Origin of the sequence: Cellulomonas sp. WB94 (genome assembly GCF_003115775.1) — a bacterium.
Taxonomy (GTDB): domain Bacteria; phylum Actinomycetota; class Actinomycetes; order Actinomycetales; family Cellulomonadaceae; genus Cellulomonas_A.
In genome coordinates, this window is record NZ_QEES01000002.1 from 1,839,213 (window position 1) to 1,855,150 (window position 15,938).

Annotated in this window: 13 protein-coding genes; 6 read left to right on the top strand and 7 right to left on the bottom strand. The window is 71.4% G+C overall.

The genetic code is table 11. The features are described 5' to 3' along the window. The first annotated feature begins 77 nt into the window (after positions 1–77). A complete protein-coding gene (locus DDP54_RS09660) occupies positions 78–863 on the top strand; it encodes an SDR family oxidoreductase (RefSeq protein ID WP_109131551.1) in 786 nt (261 codons plus the stop codon). Positions 864–950: 87 nt separating this feature from the next. On the opposite strand, the gene recQ is transcribed toward DDP54_RS09660, so the two are convergent. The 5 genes from recQ to DDP54_RS09685 form a co-directional block, all read right to left on the bottom strand. Beyond that, positions 951–2,765, bottom strand: a complete 1,815-nt coding sequence (recQ, locus tag DDP54_RS09665) for a DNA helicase RecQ (protein ID WP_242448456.1) — start codon at positions 2,763–2,765, stop codon at positions 951–953. Between the two features lie 353 nt (positions 2,766–3,118). After that, positions 3,119–3,970, bottom strand: coding sequence for an NAD(P)-dependent oxidoreductase (locus DDP54_RS09670; protein WP_109131552.1), 852 nt, complete (start codon positions 3,968–3,970; stop codon positions 3,119–3,121). Between the two features lie 200 nt (positions 3,971–4,170). After that, a complete protein-coding gene (glpK, locus tag DDP54_RS09675) occupies positions 4,171–5,688 on the bottom strand; it encodes a glycerol kinase GlpK (RefSeq protein WP_109131553.1) in 1,518 nt (505 codons plus the stop codon). A gap of 67 nt (positions 5,689–5,755) precedes the next feature. Beyond that, positions 5,756–6,493 (bottom strand): MIP/aquaporin family protein, encoded by a 738-nt coding sequence (locus DDP54_RS09680; RefSeq protein WP_109131554.1) that lies wholly within the window; start codon positions 6,491–6,493, stop codon positions 5,756–5,758. 186 nt (positions 6,494–6,679) lie between these two features. Further along, positions 6,680–8,437, bottom strand: a complete 1,758-nt coding sequence (locus DDP54_RS09685) for a glycerol-3-phosphate dehydrogenase/oxidase (RefSeq protein WP_109131555.1) — start codon at positions 8,435–8,437, stop codon at positions 6,680–6,682. 74 nt (positions 8,438–8,511) lie between these two features. Between DDP54_RS09685 and DDP54_RS09690 the strand changes: the two genes are divergently transcribed. Both DDP54_RS09690 and DDP54_RS09695 read left to right on the top strand, forming a co-directional pair. After that, a complete protein-coding gene (locus tag DDP54_RS09690) occupies positions 8,512–9,555 on the top strand; it encodes a sugar-binding transcriptional regulator (RefSeq protein WP_277949590.1) in 1,044 nt (347 codons plus the stop codon). Between the two features lie 9 nt (positions 9,556–9,564). Continuing rightward, a complete protein-coding gene (locus DDP54_RS09695) occupies positions 9,565–10,086 on the top strand; it encodes an amino-acid N-acetyltransferase (protein WP_109131557.1) in 522 nt (173 codons plus the stop codon). Positions 10,087–10,096: 10 nt separating this feature from the next. On the opposite strand, the gene DDP54_RS09700 is transcribed toward DDP54_RS09695, so the two are convergent. Next, complete coding sequence (locus DDP54_RS09700; protein ID WP_197711364.1) at positions 10,097–10,996, bottom strand: A/G-specific adenine glycosylase; 900 nt, start codon at positions 10,994–10,996, stop codon at positions 10,097–10,099. A 102-nt stretch (positions 10,997–11,098) separates the two neighbouring features. On the opposite strand from DDP54_RS09700, the gene DDP54_RS09705 reads away from it, so the two are divergent. From DDP54_RS09705 to nrdG, 3 genes are all read left to right on the top strand, one after another. After that, on the top strand, positions 11,099–11,695 hold the full coding sequence (locus tag DDP54_RS09705; RefSeq protein ID WP_109131558.1) for a hypothetical protein: 597 nt from the start codon (positions 11,099–11,101) through the stop codon (positions 11,693–11,695). Positions 11,696–11,826: 131 nt separating this feature from the next. Next, entirely contained in the window at positions 11,827–14,061 is a 2,235-nt protein-coding gene (gene nrdD, locus DDP54_RS09710; protein WP_242448326.1) for an anaerobic ribonucleoside-triphosphate reductase, read from the top strand. A 9-nt stretch (positions 14,062–14,070) separates the two neighbouring features. Further along, positions 14,071–14,673 (top strand): anaerobic ribonucleoside-triphosphate reductase activating protein, encoded by a 603-nt coding sequence (gene nrdG, locus DDP54_RS09715; RefSeq protein ID WP_109131559.1) that lies wholly within the window; start codon positions 14,071–14,073, stop codon positions 14,671–14,673. Between the two features lie 82 nt (positions 14,674–14,755). On the opposite strand, the gene disA is transcribed toward nrdG, so the two are convergent. Further along, positions 14,756–15,838 carry a DNA integrity scanning diadenylate cyclase DisA gene (gene disA, locus DDP54_RS09720; RefSeq protein WP_109131560.1) on the bottom strand — a complete coding sequence of 361 codons (1,083 nt, stop codon included), beginning with the start codon at positions 15,836–15,838 and terminating at the stop codon, positions 14,756–14,758. Positions 15,839–15,938 lie beyond the last annotated feature (100 nt).

Genomic DNA, 15,938 nt, shown 5'->3' on the forward strand with positions numbered 1-15,938 from the left:
GCACCCGCACGTCCAGCACCCGCATCCCTAGCACCCGCATCCCCAGCACGCCCCGACCGACAGGAAGCACCGACACCATGACCGACACCCTGCCCACTGCCTACACGCACGAGCTCTTCGGCCTCGACGGACAGCTGGCCGTCGTCACGGGGGCGAGCCAGGGAATCGGCCTCGCGATCGCGGAGGCGCTCGCGGCGGCAGGCGCGGACATCATCGGCGTGAGCTACGACATCCCGGCAGGTGAGAGCGCCGTGCGCACGGCGGTCGAGGACAGGGGCCGCACCTTCACGCCGATCCGCGCCGACTTCGCCGACCGCGCGGCGGTCACGGCGCTCGCGGCGGACCTCGCAGGTCGCGAGGTGGACATCCTGGTCAACAACGGCGGAACCATCCGGCGCACGCCGGCAGCCGTGCACTCCGACGAGGACTTCGACCACGTGATGGACGTGAACCTCCGGACGACCTTCGTGCTGTCGCGCGAGATCGGCCGCGCGATGGTCGAGCGCGGTCACGGCAAGATCGTCAACACCGCGTCGTTGCTCAGCTTCCAGGGCGGCATCAACGTGCCCGGCTACACGTCCTCCAAGTCGGCCGTCGCCGGCCTGACCAAGGCGCTCGCCAACGAGTGGGCGGCCAAGGGCGTGAACGTCAACGCGGTCGCACCCGGCTACGTCGCCACCGCGAACACGAAGGACCTGCGGCAGGACACCGACCGCAGCCAGGAGATCCTCGACCGGATCCCGGCCGGACGCTGGGCGGAGGCGTCGGACATCGCGGGCGCCGTGCTCTTCCTGTGCTCGCGGGCGGCCGACTACATCCACGGTGCCGTCCTCCCCGTCGACGGCGGCTGGCTGGCCCGATGAGCCCGGCACGTCGGGGTGCGGCCGCGAGCTCCGACTGAGGTCGCTCGACGCTGGACCGGAGCACGCCCCGGCGAGGTGAGCGCGGGGTCAGCCGGCGAGGGCCACCAGGATGTCGGGGCCGTACTTGTCGCGCTTCGTGACGCCGACGCCGGTCACCGTGCCGAGCTCGTCGATCGTCGCCGGAACGAGCGTCGCAATCTCCCGCAAGGTCGCGTCGTGGAAGACGACATACGCGGGCACGCCCTGCTCCTTCGCGGTCGCGGCCCGCCATGCGCGCAGCCGTTCGAAGATCGCCGCGGCGCCCTGGTCGAGGCCCACGACGGCCGCCGGGGCACCGCCACGGCGGGAGGTCCGCGCCGCGCGTGGCGCTCGCGCGGCCTTCGGGGCCTCGTGGCGCAGCAGCACGGTGCGGTCACCGGAGAGGACCTCGGCGCTCGACGGGGTCAGCCGCAGCGTGCCGTAGCCGTCCGCGTCGACCCCGAGGAGGCCTTGTGCGAGCAGCTGGCGCACGACGCCGCGCCACTCGCCGTCGGCCAGGTCGGTGCCGAGGCCGAACGTGCTCAGGGTCGCGTGGCCGAGCTGCGTGACGCGCGGGGTCGCCTTGCCGAGCAGGATGTCGACGAGGTGACCGGCGCCGTAGCGCTGTCCGCGCTCGCGCTCGAGCCGCAGGACCGTCGAGAGGAGCTTCTGCGCCGCGACCGTGCCGTCCCAGGACTCGGGCGGGGCGAGGCACGTGTCGCAGTTGCCGCACGCCGTGCTGGCCTGGCCGAAGTAGGCGAGGAGCTGGACGCGGCGGCACGTGACCGTCTCGCACAGCGCGAGCATCGCGTCGAGGTGCGCGCCGAGCCGCCGGCGGTGTGCGGCGTCACCGTCGGACGTGTCGATCATGCGGCGCTGCTGCACGACGTCCTGCAGCCCGTACGCGAGCCACGCGGTCGAGGGCAGCCCGTCTCGGCCGGCCCGGCCGGTCTCCTGGTAGTAGCCCTCGACCGACTTGGGCAGGTCGAGGTGTGCGACGAACCGCACGTCGGGCTTGTCGATGCCCATGCCGAACGCGATCGTCGCGACCATGACGAGCCCGTCCTCGCGCAGGAACCGGGCCTGGTTCGTGGCGCGGACCCGGGCGTCGAGCCCCGCGTGGTACGGCAGTGCGGGGATCTGGTGGTCGCACAGGTACTGCGCGGTCTGCTCGACGGACGCGCGGGACAGGCAGTAGACGATGCCCGCGTCGCCCGGGTGCTCCGTGGTCAGCAGGTCGAGCAGCTGCGCGCGCGGGGTGTTCTTGGGCGCGATCCGGTACTGGATGTTGGGTCGGTCGAAGCTCGCGACGAAGTGCCGGGCCTCCGTCAGCTGGAGGCGCTCGGCGATCTCGGCGTGGGTCGCATCGGTCGCGGTCGCCGTCAGCGCGATGCGCGGGACGTCGGGCCACTGCTCGTGCAGCACCGACAGGCGCAGGTAGTCGGGCCGGAAGTCGTGGCCCCACTGCGACACGCAGTGCGCCTCGTCGATCGCGAACAGGGCGATCTCGCCACGGCCGAGCAGGTCGAGGGTGTCGGGGACGCGGAGCCGCTCGGGGGCGAGGTAGAGCAGGTCGAGCTCGGCGGCCAGGAACGCGGTCTCGACGCGGCGGCGCTCGGTGAGGTCCTGGGTCGAGTTGAGGAACCCCGCGCGCACCCCGAGGGCCGAGAGCGCGTCGACCTGGTCCTGCATGAGGGCGATGAGCGGCGAGATGACGACGCCCGTGCCGGGCCGCACGAGGGCGGGGACCTGGTAGCACAGCGACTTGCCGCCGCCGGTCGGCATGAGCACGAGCGCGTCGCCGCCCGCCACGACCGTGTCGATGATCTCGGCCTGGTCGCCGCGGAACGCGTCGTAGCCGAAGACCCGGCGCAGGACCTCGATCGGCTCCGGTGCCGGACCGTCGAGCCGTGCCGGTCGTGCGGCGTGTGCCGGTGCGCGACGCGTCGCGGCCGGGTGCGTCGTGCCCGGACGGGTCGCGGCTGGGCGGGTCCGAGCCGGGCGGGCCGACCCGGGCGCGGAGTCGTCGGCAGGTGCATCGCCGTAGCCGCCGTCGTCGGGTGGTGCGCCGTCGTAGGCAGGGTCGTACGGCGGCACGTCGTCGTAGGTCGGGTCGTACGGCGGGACGTCCTCGTACGCAAGCGGCCCCGGATTCACGCCCCTACCCTACGAGCACCCCACCCACAGGTCCGCCCCCGGTCCGCAGGGCCGGGGGCGGAGCCGAGCGAGCACGCAGCTCAGCCGCCGGTGACCTCGTCGGTCCACGAGTGCTCCGGCTCGTAGCCGATGAGGTCGCGCGCCGCCCCGATGGCGAGCAGCGTCTCGCGCCCGACCAGCTCACGCGTGAGCGGGACGTCGGGGAAGACCTCGGCCATCAGGTCGGCCGACGGGCGGTCCATGATCGTGTCGGCCGCGGCGATGATGAGGCTCTGCGAGCCCGAGGTCGGGACCTCGAGCGCACGCCGGAACGCCTGCGCGACGTCGCGGGCGTCCACGTAGCCCCACAGGTTCCAGGCCCGCAGCCGCGCGTCGTCCCAGAAGTCGGGCACGTGGCGGTAGTCCTCGGGCTGGAAGATGTTGGACAGCCGCAGCCCGACGAACGGGATCCCGGACAGCACCGAGATGTGCCGCGCAGTCTCCTCGGCGACGACCTTGGACAGCGCGTACGTCGTCGTCGGGAGCGGGTAGTGCGCCTCGTCGATCGGGGCGTACCGCGGCGGCTCCGCGAACGGCAGGCCGAGCGTGGTCTCGCTCGACGCCCACACGACCTTGCGCAGGCCCAGCCGGGACGCGGCCAGGAACACGTTCGTGTTGATGGCGTTGTTCGTGTTGATCGTCGCCGGGGGCGTCGCGCGCCCGGGGGCCGGGATGTTCGCGAGGTGCACGACGGAGTGCGCGCCCGCGAGGACCTCGATCGCCTGACCGTAGTCGGTGAGATCGGCGTGGATCAGGGAGGTGCCGAGGTCACCCTCGTCGCCGGGGGTGCCGGTCACGTCGCTCGCGCGCACGTCGTACCCGTGTGCGAGCAGGTCGGCGACGACGGCGCGACCCGCCTTCCCGGAAGCGCCGGTCACAGCCACAGTTGTCATACGGGGATCTTGCCATCTCACGAGCAGCCGCCTGCGCACATTCGCGGCTGTTCGGCCGAGTTCGTCCTTTTGCGCGGCTCGCTCGCCCGGACGAACCACCGCGAGGGGTCCGTGCGGTGTTCCGTGGCCCAGCGGCGGGTCCACGTCACTCCGCGGCGGACCACCTCGCGGTGGCGGCTGGAGGACGAGCAGGCAGACGACTAGCTGACGTCTGCGTCGACCCAGTCGAAGGTCCGCGTGACGGCCTTCTTCCACAGCCGGTACTGACGGTCGCGCTCGGTCGGGTCCATCGACGGCTCCCAGCGCTTGTCCTCGGCCCAGTTGTCGATGACGTCCTGCTCGCCGTTCCAGAACCCGACGGCGATGCCCGCGGCGTACGCCGCACCGAGGGCCGTCGTCTCGGCGACCTGCGGGCGGATGACGGGCACGCCGAGGATGTCGGCCTGGAACTGCATGAGCGTCTCGTTGGCGACCATGCCGCCGTCGACCTTGAGCTCGGTGAGGTCGACGCCCGAGTCGGCATTCATGGCGTCGAGCACCTCGCGGGTCTGGAAGGCCGTCGCCTCGAGCGCAGCCCGGGCGATGTGGGCCTTCGTGACGTACCGCGTGAGGCCGACGAGCGCGCCGCGCGCGTCCGACTTCCAGTACGGCGCGAACAGCCCCGAGAACGCCGGGACGAAGTAGGCGCCGCCGTTGTCCTCGACCGTCGCGGCGAGCTCCTCGATCTCGGCCGCCGACGAGATGAACCCCAGGTTGTCGCGGAGCCACTGGACCAGCGAGCCCGTCACCGCGATCGACCCCTCGAGCGCGTACACGGGTGCCTGGTCGCCGATCTTGTAGCAGACGGTCGTCAGCAGCCCGTTCTTCGAGGGCACCGGGGACGTGCCGGTGTTGAGCAGCATGAAGTTGCCGGTGCCGTACGTGTTCTTCGCCGTGCCGACCTCGAAGCACGCCTGCCCGAACGTCGCCGCCTGCTGGTCACCGAGGATGCCCGCGAGCGGGACCCCGGGCAGCATGCCGCCCTCACGGCCCTTGCCGTAGACCTCGGACGACGAGCGGATCTCGGGGAGCATCGACAGCGGGATCGTCATGTCCCTGGCGATGTCCTCGTTCCACGTGAGCGAGTCGAGGTTCATGAGCATGGTGCGCGACGCGTTCGTCACGTCGGTGATGTGCACCCCGCCGTCCAGCCCGCCCGTCATGTTCCACAGCACCCAGGAGTCGGTGTTGCCGAACGCGAGGTCGCCGCGCTCGGCCTTCTCGCGGGCACCGTCGACGTTGTCGAGGATCCACTTGATCTTCGGGCCGGAGAAGTACGTCGCGAGCGGCAGCCCGACCTTGTCCTTGTACCGGTCCGCACCGCCGCCGAGAGCGCCGAGGTCCTGGGCGATCTGGTCGGTGCGGGTGTCCTGCCACACGATCGCGTTGTAGACGGGCTCGCCGGTCGTGCGGTCCCACACGACGGTGGTCTCCCGCTGGTTCGTGATGCCGACCGCCGCGATGTCGCGGAACGTGAGGTTGGCGCGGGTCAGGGCCAGACCGACGACCTCACGGGTGTTCGTCCAGATCTCCGCGGGGTCGTGCTCGACCCAGCCGGCCCTGGGGAAGATCTGCTCGTGCTCCTTCTGGCCGGAGGCCACGATCTGGCCGCCGTGGTCGAAGACGATCGCGCGGGTGCTCGTCGTGCCCTGGTCGATCGCGAGGACGTACTGAGCCATGGGAGGTCCTTCTTTCAACAGGATGTGAGGTTCAGGGATGGGCCGGGAGGCCGCGGGTCAGGTGAGGTCAGACGTACCAGGCACCGATCAGGCCGCCGAGCACGCCGCCGAGGAGGGGGCCGACGACCGGCACCCACGAGTACGACCAGTCGCTCGACCCCTTGCCCTTGATGGGGAGCAGGGCGTGCATGATGCGCGGACCGAGGTCGCGGGCCGGGTTGATGGCGTACCCCGTCGGGCCACCGAGGCTGGCACCGATGCCGACGACGACGAGTGCGACGCCGAGCGGGCCCAGGCCGGACGGCGACTTGCCGGCGGACACGACCCAGAACACCAGCACGAACGTGCCGAGGACCTCGGTGACGAGGTTCCAGCCGTAGGACCGGATCGCGGGGCCTGTCGAGAACACCGCGAGCTTCGTCGCGGGGTCGGCGTCCTCGTCGAAGTGCTTCTTGTACGCCAGGAACGCGAGCGCGGCACCGAGCATCGCGCCGATGAGCTCGGCGGCGAAGTACAGGAACATGTTGGCGAGGGTCGGGTCGACCTGCGCGAGGACCGTGCCGTCGGCGCCCTTCGACTGCGCGAAGGGAAGGTCGGCGACGAACAGCCCGATCGTGACGGCGGGGTTGAGGTGGGCGCCCGACTTGAACGCGGCGTACACGCCGGCGAACACAGCGAGCCCCCACCCGAAGTTGATGAGCAGCCAGCCGCCGTTGAAGCCCTTGTTCCTGGGGAGGATCGCGTTGGCGACCACCCCGCACCCGAGCAGGATCAGGACCGCGGTCCCGATGATCTCGGATGTCATGAATGTGCCGGTAGAGATGGTGTCCACGGTCGACCTCTTCCTTGAGGGGGTCCCGCCGCCCGGGGACGGCGGGGCTCGTGCTGACTGTGAGAAACACTGACAAACGCTGACGAACTGCCTACCCCTGGGGTACACCTGTCCGGCCGGCGGGGCCATCCGCCCGGACTGTCGTGGGTCTCGTGGTCGTCAGTGCCGGGGTGGCAGCGACTGGTCCACGAGAGGGGCGAGGTCGGCGGCGCGCAGCCGGACGGTCTCCGCGCTCGCGTCGTCGGGCTCGAGCGCCGCGGCGTCCTCGGCCTCGGCCCGTTCCCGGTACGCGTCGATCTCGGTCTGACGGCGCGCTGCGTCCCAGCCGAGGACGGGTGCGACGAGGTCGGCGATCTCGTCGAGGGCGCCGACCCCCTTGTCCACCTGCTCGTAGTTGAGCCGAGTGCGATGCATGAGGACGTCGTCGAGGTGCAGCACCCCCTCGTGGCTCGCGGCGTACACCATCTCCGCCCCGATGTAGGCGGGAGCGTGCTCGAGCGCCTCGCCGAGCGACGGGTTCGCGTCGATGATCTCGAGCAGCTCGCCGAGCAGCCCGCCGTAGCGGTGCAGCAGGTGGTCGATGCGCCCCCGGTCCCAGCCGTACCGCTGGCCGATCGAGCGGCTCTGGCGCTGCAGGACCTGGAGCCCTTCGGCACCCACGAGCTGGATGTGGTCGGTGATGGAGGGCAGGATCGTCGCGCGCGAGCCGAGCGCGAAGTCGACGGCGTCCTTGGCCATGATGCGGTAGGTCGTGAGCTTCCCGCCGGCGATGACGGTGAGGCCCGGGGCGGGGCTCGCGACGGTGTGCTCGCGCGAGACCTTGGCCGACGACGTGCCCGCCTTCGTGCCCGGCTGGAGCAGCGGGCGAAGACCGGCCCACGACCCGATGATGTCCTCGCGCGTCAGCGGTCGGGACAGCACGGCGTTGGCGTGCTCGAGGATGTACTCGATGTCGGCCGACGTCGCGACCGGGTGCTGCAGCTCGAGCGTCCACGGGGTGTCGGTGGTGCCGATGACCCAGTAGCGCGACCACGGGATGATGAACAGGACCGACTTCTCGGTCTGCAGGATCAGCCCGGTCGCGCCCTCGATCCGCGCGCGGGGCACGACGATGTGCACGCCCTTGCTCGCGAGCACCCGCAGCCCGCCCTCGGAGCCTGCCAGCGACTCGGTCCGCTCGGTCCACACGCCCGTCGCGTTGATGACCTGGCGGGCGCGCACCTCGAGGTGCTCGCCGGTCTCGAGGTCGACCAGCTCGGCGCCCGTGACGGCGCCGCCCGACGTGGTCTGCAGCGCGACGACCTGAGTGCGGGACGCGGCGTACGCGCCGTACGAGACCGCGGTGCGGATCAGGGTGGCGACGAGCCGGGCGTCGTCGACGCTCGCGTCCCAGTACTGGATCGCGCCGATCGCGGCGTCGTGCCGCAGGTCAGGGAAGCGACGCTCCATGCCCTTGCGGGTGAGGTGGCGGTGGAGCGGCATCGGGCGCTTGTGGCCCGAGAAGCTCGCGAGCGTGTCGTAGAGCGCGACGCCTGCCCCGACGTAGGCCCGTTCCCAGACGCGGTGCTCGAGCGGGTACAGGAAGCTGACGGGCTTGACGACGTGCGGCGCGATGCGTGAGAGCAGGAGGTCACGCTCGGTGAGCGCCTCGCGGACGAGGTGGAAGTCGAGCATCTGCAGGTAGCGCAGGCCGCCGTGCACGAGCTTGCTCGACCGGCTCGACGTGCCACCTGCCCAGTCCTGGGCCTCCACGACGGCGGTCGACAGGCCGCGGGTCACGGCGTCGAGCGCGACGCCTGCACCGGTGACGCCCCCGCCGATTACGAGGACGTCGAGCTCCCGGCCTGCCTCGGTGCTCGCCCGCATGGCCGCGAATGCGTCCTCACGCAGTCCGGCCGTCAGCGCTGCTGTCCTCATGTAAGCCCGACCCCCACGTCATTTCCTCGGTCCGGGCAGTGTCTAAACCCGGGTCTTATGGCTATCGTCAGGGGGTGGCGAACGAACGCGCAACCCCTGTGCACGAACGTGCGGACCTTGAGGCGCCGAGTGACCGCGAGCAGGACGTGCTGCGCGCCGCCTCGATGTACTACCTCCAGGACCTCAAGATGGAGGTGATCGCGCGGCACCTCGGCACGTCGCGGTCGACGGTGTCCCGGCTGATCAAGCGCGCACGTGACACCGGCCTCGTCGAGATCACCCTGCGTCCCGCGAGCACGCGTGCACCGGGGCTCGGCCGATCCATCAAGGCGGCGTTCGGGATCGACGCGTACGTCGTCCCCGTCCCCGACTCGTCGGGCGACAACGAGCGGCTCGACCAGGTCGCGCGCGCCGCCGCCCGGCTGCTGGGCTCGTGGTTCGAGTCCGACATGGTGCTCGGCGTCGCCTGGGGCACGACCCTCGCCGCCGTCTCGCGCCACCTCACCCCGAAGCCGACCCGGGGCAGCGTCGTCGTGCAGCTCAACGGCGCCGCGAACCTCCACAACGGCGGCTTCGAGTACGCGAGCGACCTCATCTCGAGCTTCGGCACCGCGTTCAGCGCGACCGTGCACCACTTCTCGGTGCCGGCGTTCTTCGACTACACCGACACCAAGCAGGCCATGTGGCGCGAACGGTCCGTGCGCCGTGTCCTCGAGGTGCAGGCGCGCGCCGACCTGGCCGTCTTCTCGGTCGGTGCCGTGGCCGGGACCCTCCCCAGCCACGTCTACTCGGCGGGCTACCTCGACGCCCAGGACCTCGCGGTGCTCCACGCCGAAGGCGTCGTCGGCGACGTGTGCACCGTGTTCCTGCGGGCCGACGGGTCCTGGGCGGACGTGCCGCTCAACGCGCGCGCTACCGGGCCGTCCCCCGCCGACCTCCAGCGCATCCCCCGCCGCGTGTGCGTCGCCGCGGGCGACGGCAAGATCGTCCCGCTGCTCGCCGCGCTGCGCGCCGGGACCGTCACCGACCTCGTCGTCGACGAGCTGACCGCGACGGGACTCCTCAACCTCGTCCGCGCGCAGCGACCACGCAACGGCGTCCGTGAGGTCGCTCGGTAGGTTGGGGGCGTGAGCACCGCAACTCTCCGCGTCCGGCCGGCCCTCCCCGCGGACGTCCGCGTCATCCGCGAGCTCGTGCAGCCGTACGCCGAGGAGCGGATCCTGCTCGCGAAGGAGTGGGTCGGGTACTACGAGGCGGTCCAGGAGTTCCTCGTGGCGGACGTGGGCGCCGACGACGCGCCCGACGTCATCGGCTGCGGCGCGCTGCACGTCATGTGGCAGGACCTCGCCGAGATCCGCACGCTGGCGGTCGACCGGACGCAGCGGCGGCACGGGGTCGGGCACGCGCTGCTCGAGGCCCTGGTCGCCCGCGCGCGCGAGCTCGGCCTGACGCGGGTGTTCTGCCTGACCTTCGAGGTCGACTTCTTCCGGGCGCACGGGTTCGAGCCCATCGAGGGCACCCCGGTGTCGCTCGAGGTCTACGCCGAGCTGCTGCGCTCGCACGACGACGGTGTCGCGGAGTTCCTGGACCTGGCCCGCGTGAAGCCCAACACGCTCGGCAACACCCGGATGCTGCTCGAGCTCGAATGACCGGCTCGGGTCAGGCCGGCAGGCGGTAGGTCACCGGGTCGTCCGGGCCGGGGCCGAGGATCCGCGCGAGCAGGCCGTCGGTGACCAGGCCGTCGACGCAGCGCTCGAGCTGGCGGACGTCCGGCCAGACCGCGTCGACCGCCGAGTCCGGCACTGGGCCGAGCGCCTCGCGCAGGAGCGCCATGACGCGGCCGCGCACCTGGCGGTCGGTGCCCGCCCAAGGCTGGGTGCGGCGTCGGGCGGCGTGCGCGTCGGGGGGATGGTCGGCCGAGCGCCACGCGCACAGGTCCGCGACCGGGCAGTCGCCGCAGCGAGGTGCCCGGGCCGTGCAGACGAGCGCGCCGAGCTCCATCGACGCGGCGGCCCAACGCGCGGCGAGGGCGTCGTCGTCGGGCACGAACGACTCCGCGAGGCGCACCTCGGCGACCGTCTGGCTCGGCGCGGGCAGGGCGACCCCGGCCGCCACGCGGGCCAGGACGCGTCGCACGTTCGTGTCGAGCACGACCGAACGGCGCCCGTGCGCGAACGCCAGGACGGCCGCGGCGGTGTACCCGCCGACCCCCGGCAGGGCCAGCAGCTCCGCCTCGGTCGCGGGGACGACGCCGTCGTGCCGCTCGACGACCACCCGCGCGCAGTCCTGCAGGCGCAGCGCGCGGCGCGGGTAGCCGAGCCGGTCCCAGGCACGCAGGACGTCGTCCGTGCCGGCGCACGCGAGGTCGCCCGGCTCCGGCCACCGGTCCATCCACGCGCGCCACGCCGGCTCGACCCGGGCCACGGGGGTCTGCTGCAGCATGACCTCGCTGACGAGCACTCCCCACGGGGTGCGGTCGGGTGCTCGCCAGGGCAGGTCGCGCGCGTTGACGTCGAACCACGCCAGCACGGCGTCGCGGACGAGGGGGGCGCGGGTCACGCTGGCATCTTCTCCCGGTCGGTCGGCCCGTGGGTACCCGCGCACAGCACACCGGGTGTGTAGGTTGCGAAGGGCGGGGGTGCAGCGGATCGGAGGAAGACGGTGGGGGTTCTTCGACCTGAGGGCTCGTTGCCCGCGCGCGTGTACTGGGTGCGGCGTCTCGTGGTCCTGGCGGCCATCATCGCGGTGGTCCTCATCGCGGCGTGGGCCGTGCCGTTCGTCGTCGGCAAGGTCGGTGACCTGTTCTCCGGTGCGACGGACGCGGCGCCCGGCCCGACGACGACGACGTCTGCGGCTGCTGTCGGCCCGCAGCCGTGCGCGGCCGAGGCGCTCGGGCTGACCCTCGCGGCCGACGGCGCGTCGTACGCCGCCTCGGCGCTGCCGACGTTCACCGTCACGCTCGTCAACAACGGAGCGGACGGCTGCGTCGTCGACGCGGGCGATGCCCAGCGCGAGATCGTCATCATGTCCGGGACCGACCGCATCTGGTCGAGCCGCGACTGCGCGTCCGGCGACGCGCTGACCCGGGAGCTGCTGCTCGCACCCGGCGCCCCCGACGCGACCACGGTGCAGTGGCAGCGCACGCGATCGGCGGCAGGCTGCCCGGGCGACCAGCCGGCGGCCCTCAAGGGGACGTACTCGGCGACGCTGACGCTCGCCGGGGTGACCTCGCAGCCTGCGGTGTTTGTGCTCGAGTGACCCGCGCGGGTGCGTGTCGCGACCCATGCAGGACCAAAGACCCAGGTACCCGCTGACACCAGATCTAGTGTTACACGGTTGTCATTCACACCACATCTTGTGTGAGCAGGCCGTGAGGATCGGGAGTCGCTGTGACCGTTGTCGAGCTTGACCACGTGGAGTCCGACGACGAGCAGGCGACCGCGCCGCGCAGGATGACCGTCCTCAAGCGTGACGGCCGGACGCTGGACTTCGACCACTCCCGGATCAGGGCCGCCCTCGCGAAGGCGTTCGTCGAGGTGCACGGCAAGCTGACGCCGCTGACGGACCGCGCACTGAACGACCTGGTCGCGCGCATCGACGCCGAGCTCGCCGAGCGGTTCACCGACGCGGTCAAGATCTACGAGATCCAGAACGTCGTCGAGCACATCCTCCTGGAGAGCCGCGAGTACGACGTCGCCGAGGCGTACATCAGCTACCGCGTCCAGCGGGACTTCGCCCGGAGCAAGACCACGGACATCAACCACTCGATCATCCAGCTGATCGACAAGGAGTCCTCGGTCGTCCACGAGAACGCGAACAAGGACAGTGAGGTCTTCAACACCCAGCGGGACCTGACGGCCGGCGCGGTCGGCAAGGCGATCGGCCTGCGGATGCTCCCGCCGCACGTCGCGAACGCCCACCAGAAGGGCGACATCCACTACCACGACCTCGACTACCACCCCTATGCGCCGATGACGAACTGCTGCCTCATCGACTTCGGCACGATGCTGGCCGAGGGCTTCCGGATCGGCAACGCTCAGGTGGACCCGCCGCGGTCGATCGGCACGGCGACGGCACAGATCTCCCAGATCATCGCGAACGTGTCCTCGAGCCAGTACGGCGGCTGCTCGGCCAACCGGATCGACGAGCTGCTCGCGCCCTACGCCGCGAAGAACCTCGCCAAGCACCTGGCCGACGCGCAGCGGTGGATCACCGACGAGTCGCGCTGGCAGTCCTACGCGCAGGAGAAGACCCGCAAGGACATCTACGACGCGATGCAGAGCCTCGAGTACGAGATCAACACGCTGTTCACCTCCAACGGTCAGACGCCGTTCACGACCCTCGGCTTCGGGCTGGGGTCGGGATGGCTCGAGCGCGAGATCCAGCGGGCCATCCTCGAGATCCGCATCGGCGGCCTCGGCGGCGAGCGGCGCACCGCGATCTTCCCGAAGCTCATCTTCACCGTCCGCCGCGGCCTCAACCTCGAGCCGGGCGACCCGAACTACGACCTCAAGCAGCTGGCCGTCGAGTGCGCCACCAAGCGCATGTACCCCGACGTCCTCAACTACGACAAGATCGTCGAGCTCACGGGCAGCTTCAAGGTCCCGATGGGGTGCCGCTCGTTCCTGCAGGGCTGGCAGGACGAGAACGGTGACGACGTCGCCGAGGGACGCATGAACCTGGGCGTCGTCACGCTCAACCTGCCCCGCATCGCGCTCGAGGCCCGCGGCAGCCAGGAGGCGTTCTGGTCGCTCCTGGCCGAGCGGCTCGCCACGGTCCACGACGCGCTCGTGTACCGGATCGAGCGGTGCAAGCAGGCCACCCCGGGCAACGCGCCGATCCTCTACGTGCACGGTGCCTTCGGCAAGCAGCTGGGCCCCGACGACGACGTCGACAGCCTGTTCCGGGGCGGGCGCGCCACGGTCTCGCTCGGCTACATCGGGCTCTACGAGGTCGCCGCGGCGTTCTACGGCGGCTCCTGGGAGGGCGACCCGGAGGCCAAGGCGTTCACCCTGGAGATCCTCGAGGCGCTGCACTCCCACGCCGCGTCGTGGACCGCCGAGCACGGCTACCAGTTCAGCGTCTACTCGACGCCGAGCGAGAGCCTGACCGACCGCTTCTGCCGGCTCGACAAGGCGAAGTTCGGCTCGGTGCCCGACATCACCGACAAGGACTACTACACGAACAGCTTCCACTACGACGTCCGCAAGAGCCCGACGCCGTTCGAGAAGCTCGACTTCGAGAAGGACTACCCGGCGTTCACGTCGGGCGGGTTCATCCACTACTGCGAGTACCCCGTGCTGCAGCAGAACCCGAAGGCCCTCGAGGCGGTGTGGGACTACTCCTACGACCGCGTCGGCTACCTCGGCACCAACACGCCGATCGACCACTGCTACGCGTGCGGGTTCACCGGCGACTTCGAGCCCACCGCTCGCGGGTTCGCGTGCCCCGGCTGCGGCAACTCCGACCCGCGCACGTGCGACGTCGTCAAGCGCACGTGCGGCTACCTCGGCAACCCGCAGGCGCGGCCGATGGTCCACGGCCGGCACTCCGAGATCGCCTCGCGCGCCAAGCACATGGAGGGCAGCACCGAGCTCGTCGCTCCCTCGCCCGCTGTCGACTGAGGGGGCGGAGTGCGCAGCCCGAGCCCGGGGGAGTGGCGGTCCGAGAAGGTCAGCCAGGGGTTCGTCGCCGACTACAAGCCGTTCATGTTTGTGGACGGCGAGGGCGTGCGATGCAGCCTGTACGTCAGCGGCTGCCTGTTTGCCTGCGAGGGCTGCTTCAACGAACGCGCCTGGAGCTTCCGCTACGGGCAGCCGTACACCGACGAGCTCGAGGAGAGGATCCTCGCGGACCTGGCCCACGAGTCAGTGCAGGGGCTGACGTTGCTGGGCGGCGAGCCGTTCCTCAACACCGGCGTGTGCCTGCGGCTGGTCCAGCGCGTGCGGGAGGTGTTCGGCACCGCGAAGGACATCTGGTGCTGGACCGGCTACACGTTCGAGCAGCTCGCGGCCGAGACGCCCGACAAGGTCGCCCTGCTGGAGCACCTGGACGTCCTGGTCGACGGACCGTTCGAGCTCGCTGAGCGCGACCTGACCCTGCAGTTCCGCGGCAGCCGCAACCAGCGGGTGCTCGACGTCCCCGCGTCGTTGGCCGCGGGCGCGGCCGTGGCGTGGGAGCACCGCGCGGATGCGGTCGCGAGCTACGAGCAGATCGAGCGCCGGGCACTCATCTAGGGTCGGCGGCTCACGGTCCCCGCGGTTCCGTCAGGCGATCGCGTCGGCGATCTGGTCCGTCGATCGGGGCCAGGCGCTCAGGTCAGACGTAGCGCTCGAGGATGCTCGACTCCGCGAGGCGCGACAGTCCCTCGCGCACCGCGCGGGCACGCTGCTCGCCGACGCCGTCGACGGCCATGAGGTCCTCGATGCCGGCCGCGAGGAGCTTCTGCAGCCCGCCGAAGTGGCCGACGAGCCGGTCCACGATCGCGGCCGGGAGGCGCGGGACCTTGGACAGCAGCCGGTAGCCGCGGGGGCCCGCAGCCGCGTCGAGCGTGTCGCCGCCGCCGGGCAGCCCGAGGACGCGGGCGATGTGGGCCAGGTCGAGCAGCTCGGTCGAGTCGAGCTCGGCGAGCGCGTCCTGGACGGCGTGCTCGCCGCGGTCCGGCCGGGCCGAGTCGAGGTAGTCACGGATGACGAGCTCGCGATCGGCCGCGATGCCGCCGGTCAGCTCGTCGAGCTGGAGCGAGAGCAGGCGACCGTCGCTGCCGAGCTCGATGACGTAGCCCGCGATCTCCTCGGCGATGCGGCGCACCATCTCGAGCCGCTGGACGACAGCGGACACGTCACGGACCGTCACGAGGTCCTCGATCTCGAGGGCCGACAGCGTGCCGCTGACCTCGTCGAGACGGGACTTGTACCGCTCGAGCGTCGCGAGGGCCTGGTTGGCACGCGACAGGATCGTGTCGGGCTCCTCGACGACCTGCCGCAGCCCGCCGACGTAGAGCGCGACGATCCGCATCGAGGCCGAGACGGACACGACCGGGAAGCCGGTCTGCTTGGCGACGCGCTCGGCGGTGCGGTGACGCGTGCCGGACTCGGAGGTCTCGATGGTCGGGTCAGGGAGCAGCTGGACGCCGGCCCGCAGGATCCGGGAGATCTCGCGGTCGACGATGATCGCGCCGTCCATCTTCGCGAGCTCGCGCAGTCGGGTCGCGGAGAACTCGACGTCGAGGACGAACCCGCCCGAGCTCATCGCCTCGACCGTGTCGTCGTGGCCCAGGACGATCAGTGCGCCGGTGCGACCGCGCAGGATCCGCTCGAGGCCGTCGCGCAGCGCCTGTCCGGGCGCGACTGCGGCGAGCGTCGACCGCAGGAGCTCGTCGGGCGTGGGGGTGGAGGACACGAGGCGATCCTACGGTCCGGGGCTGACAGCGGACCGAACCTGGTCCGGCGGTTCGCCCGCACGGGTGCCGCCGGAGAGGGCCGGAGGGCCGCCCGGTGCG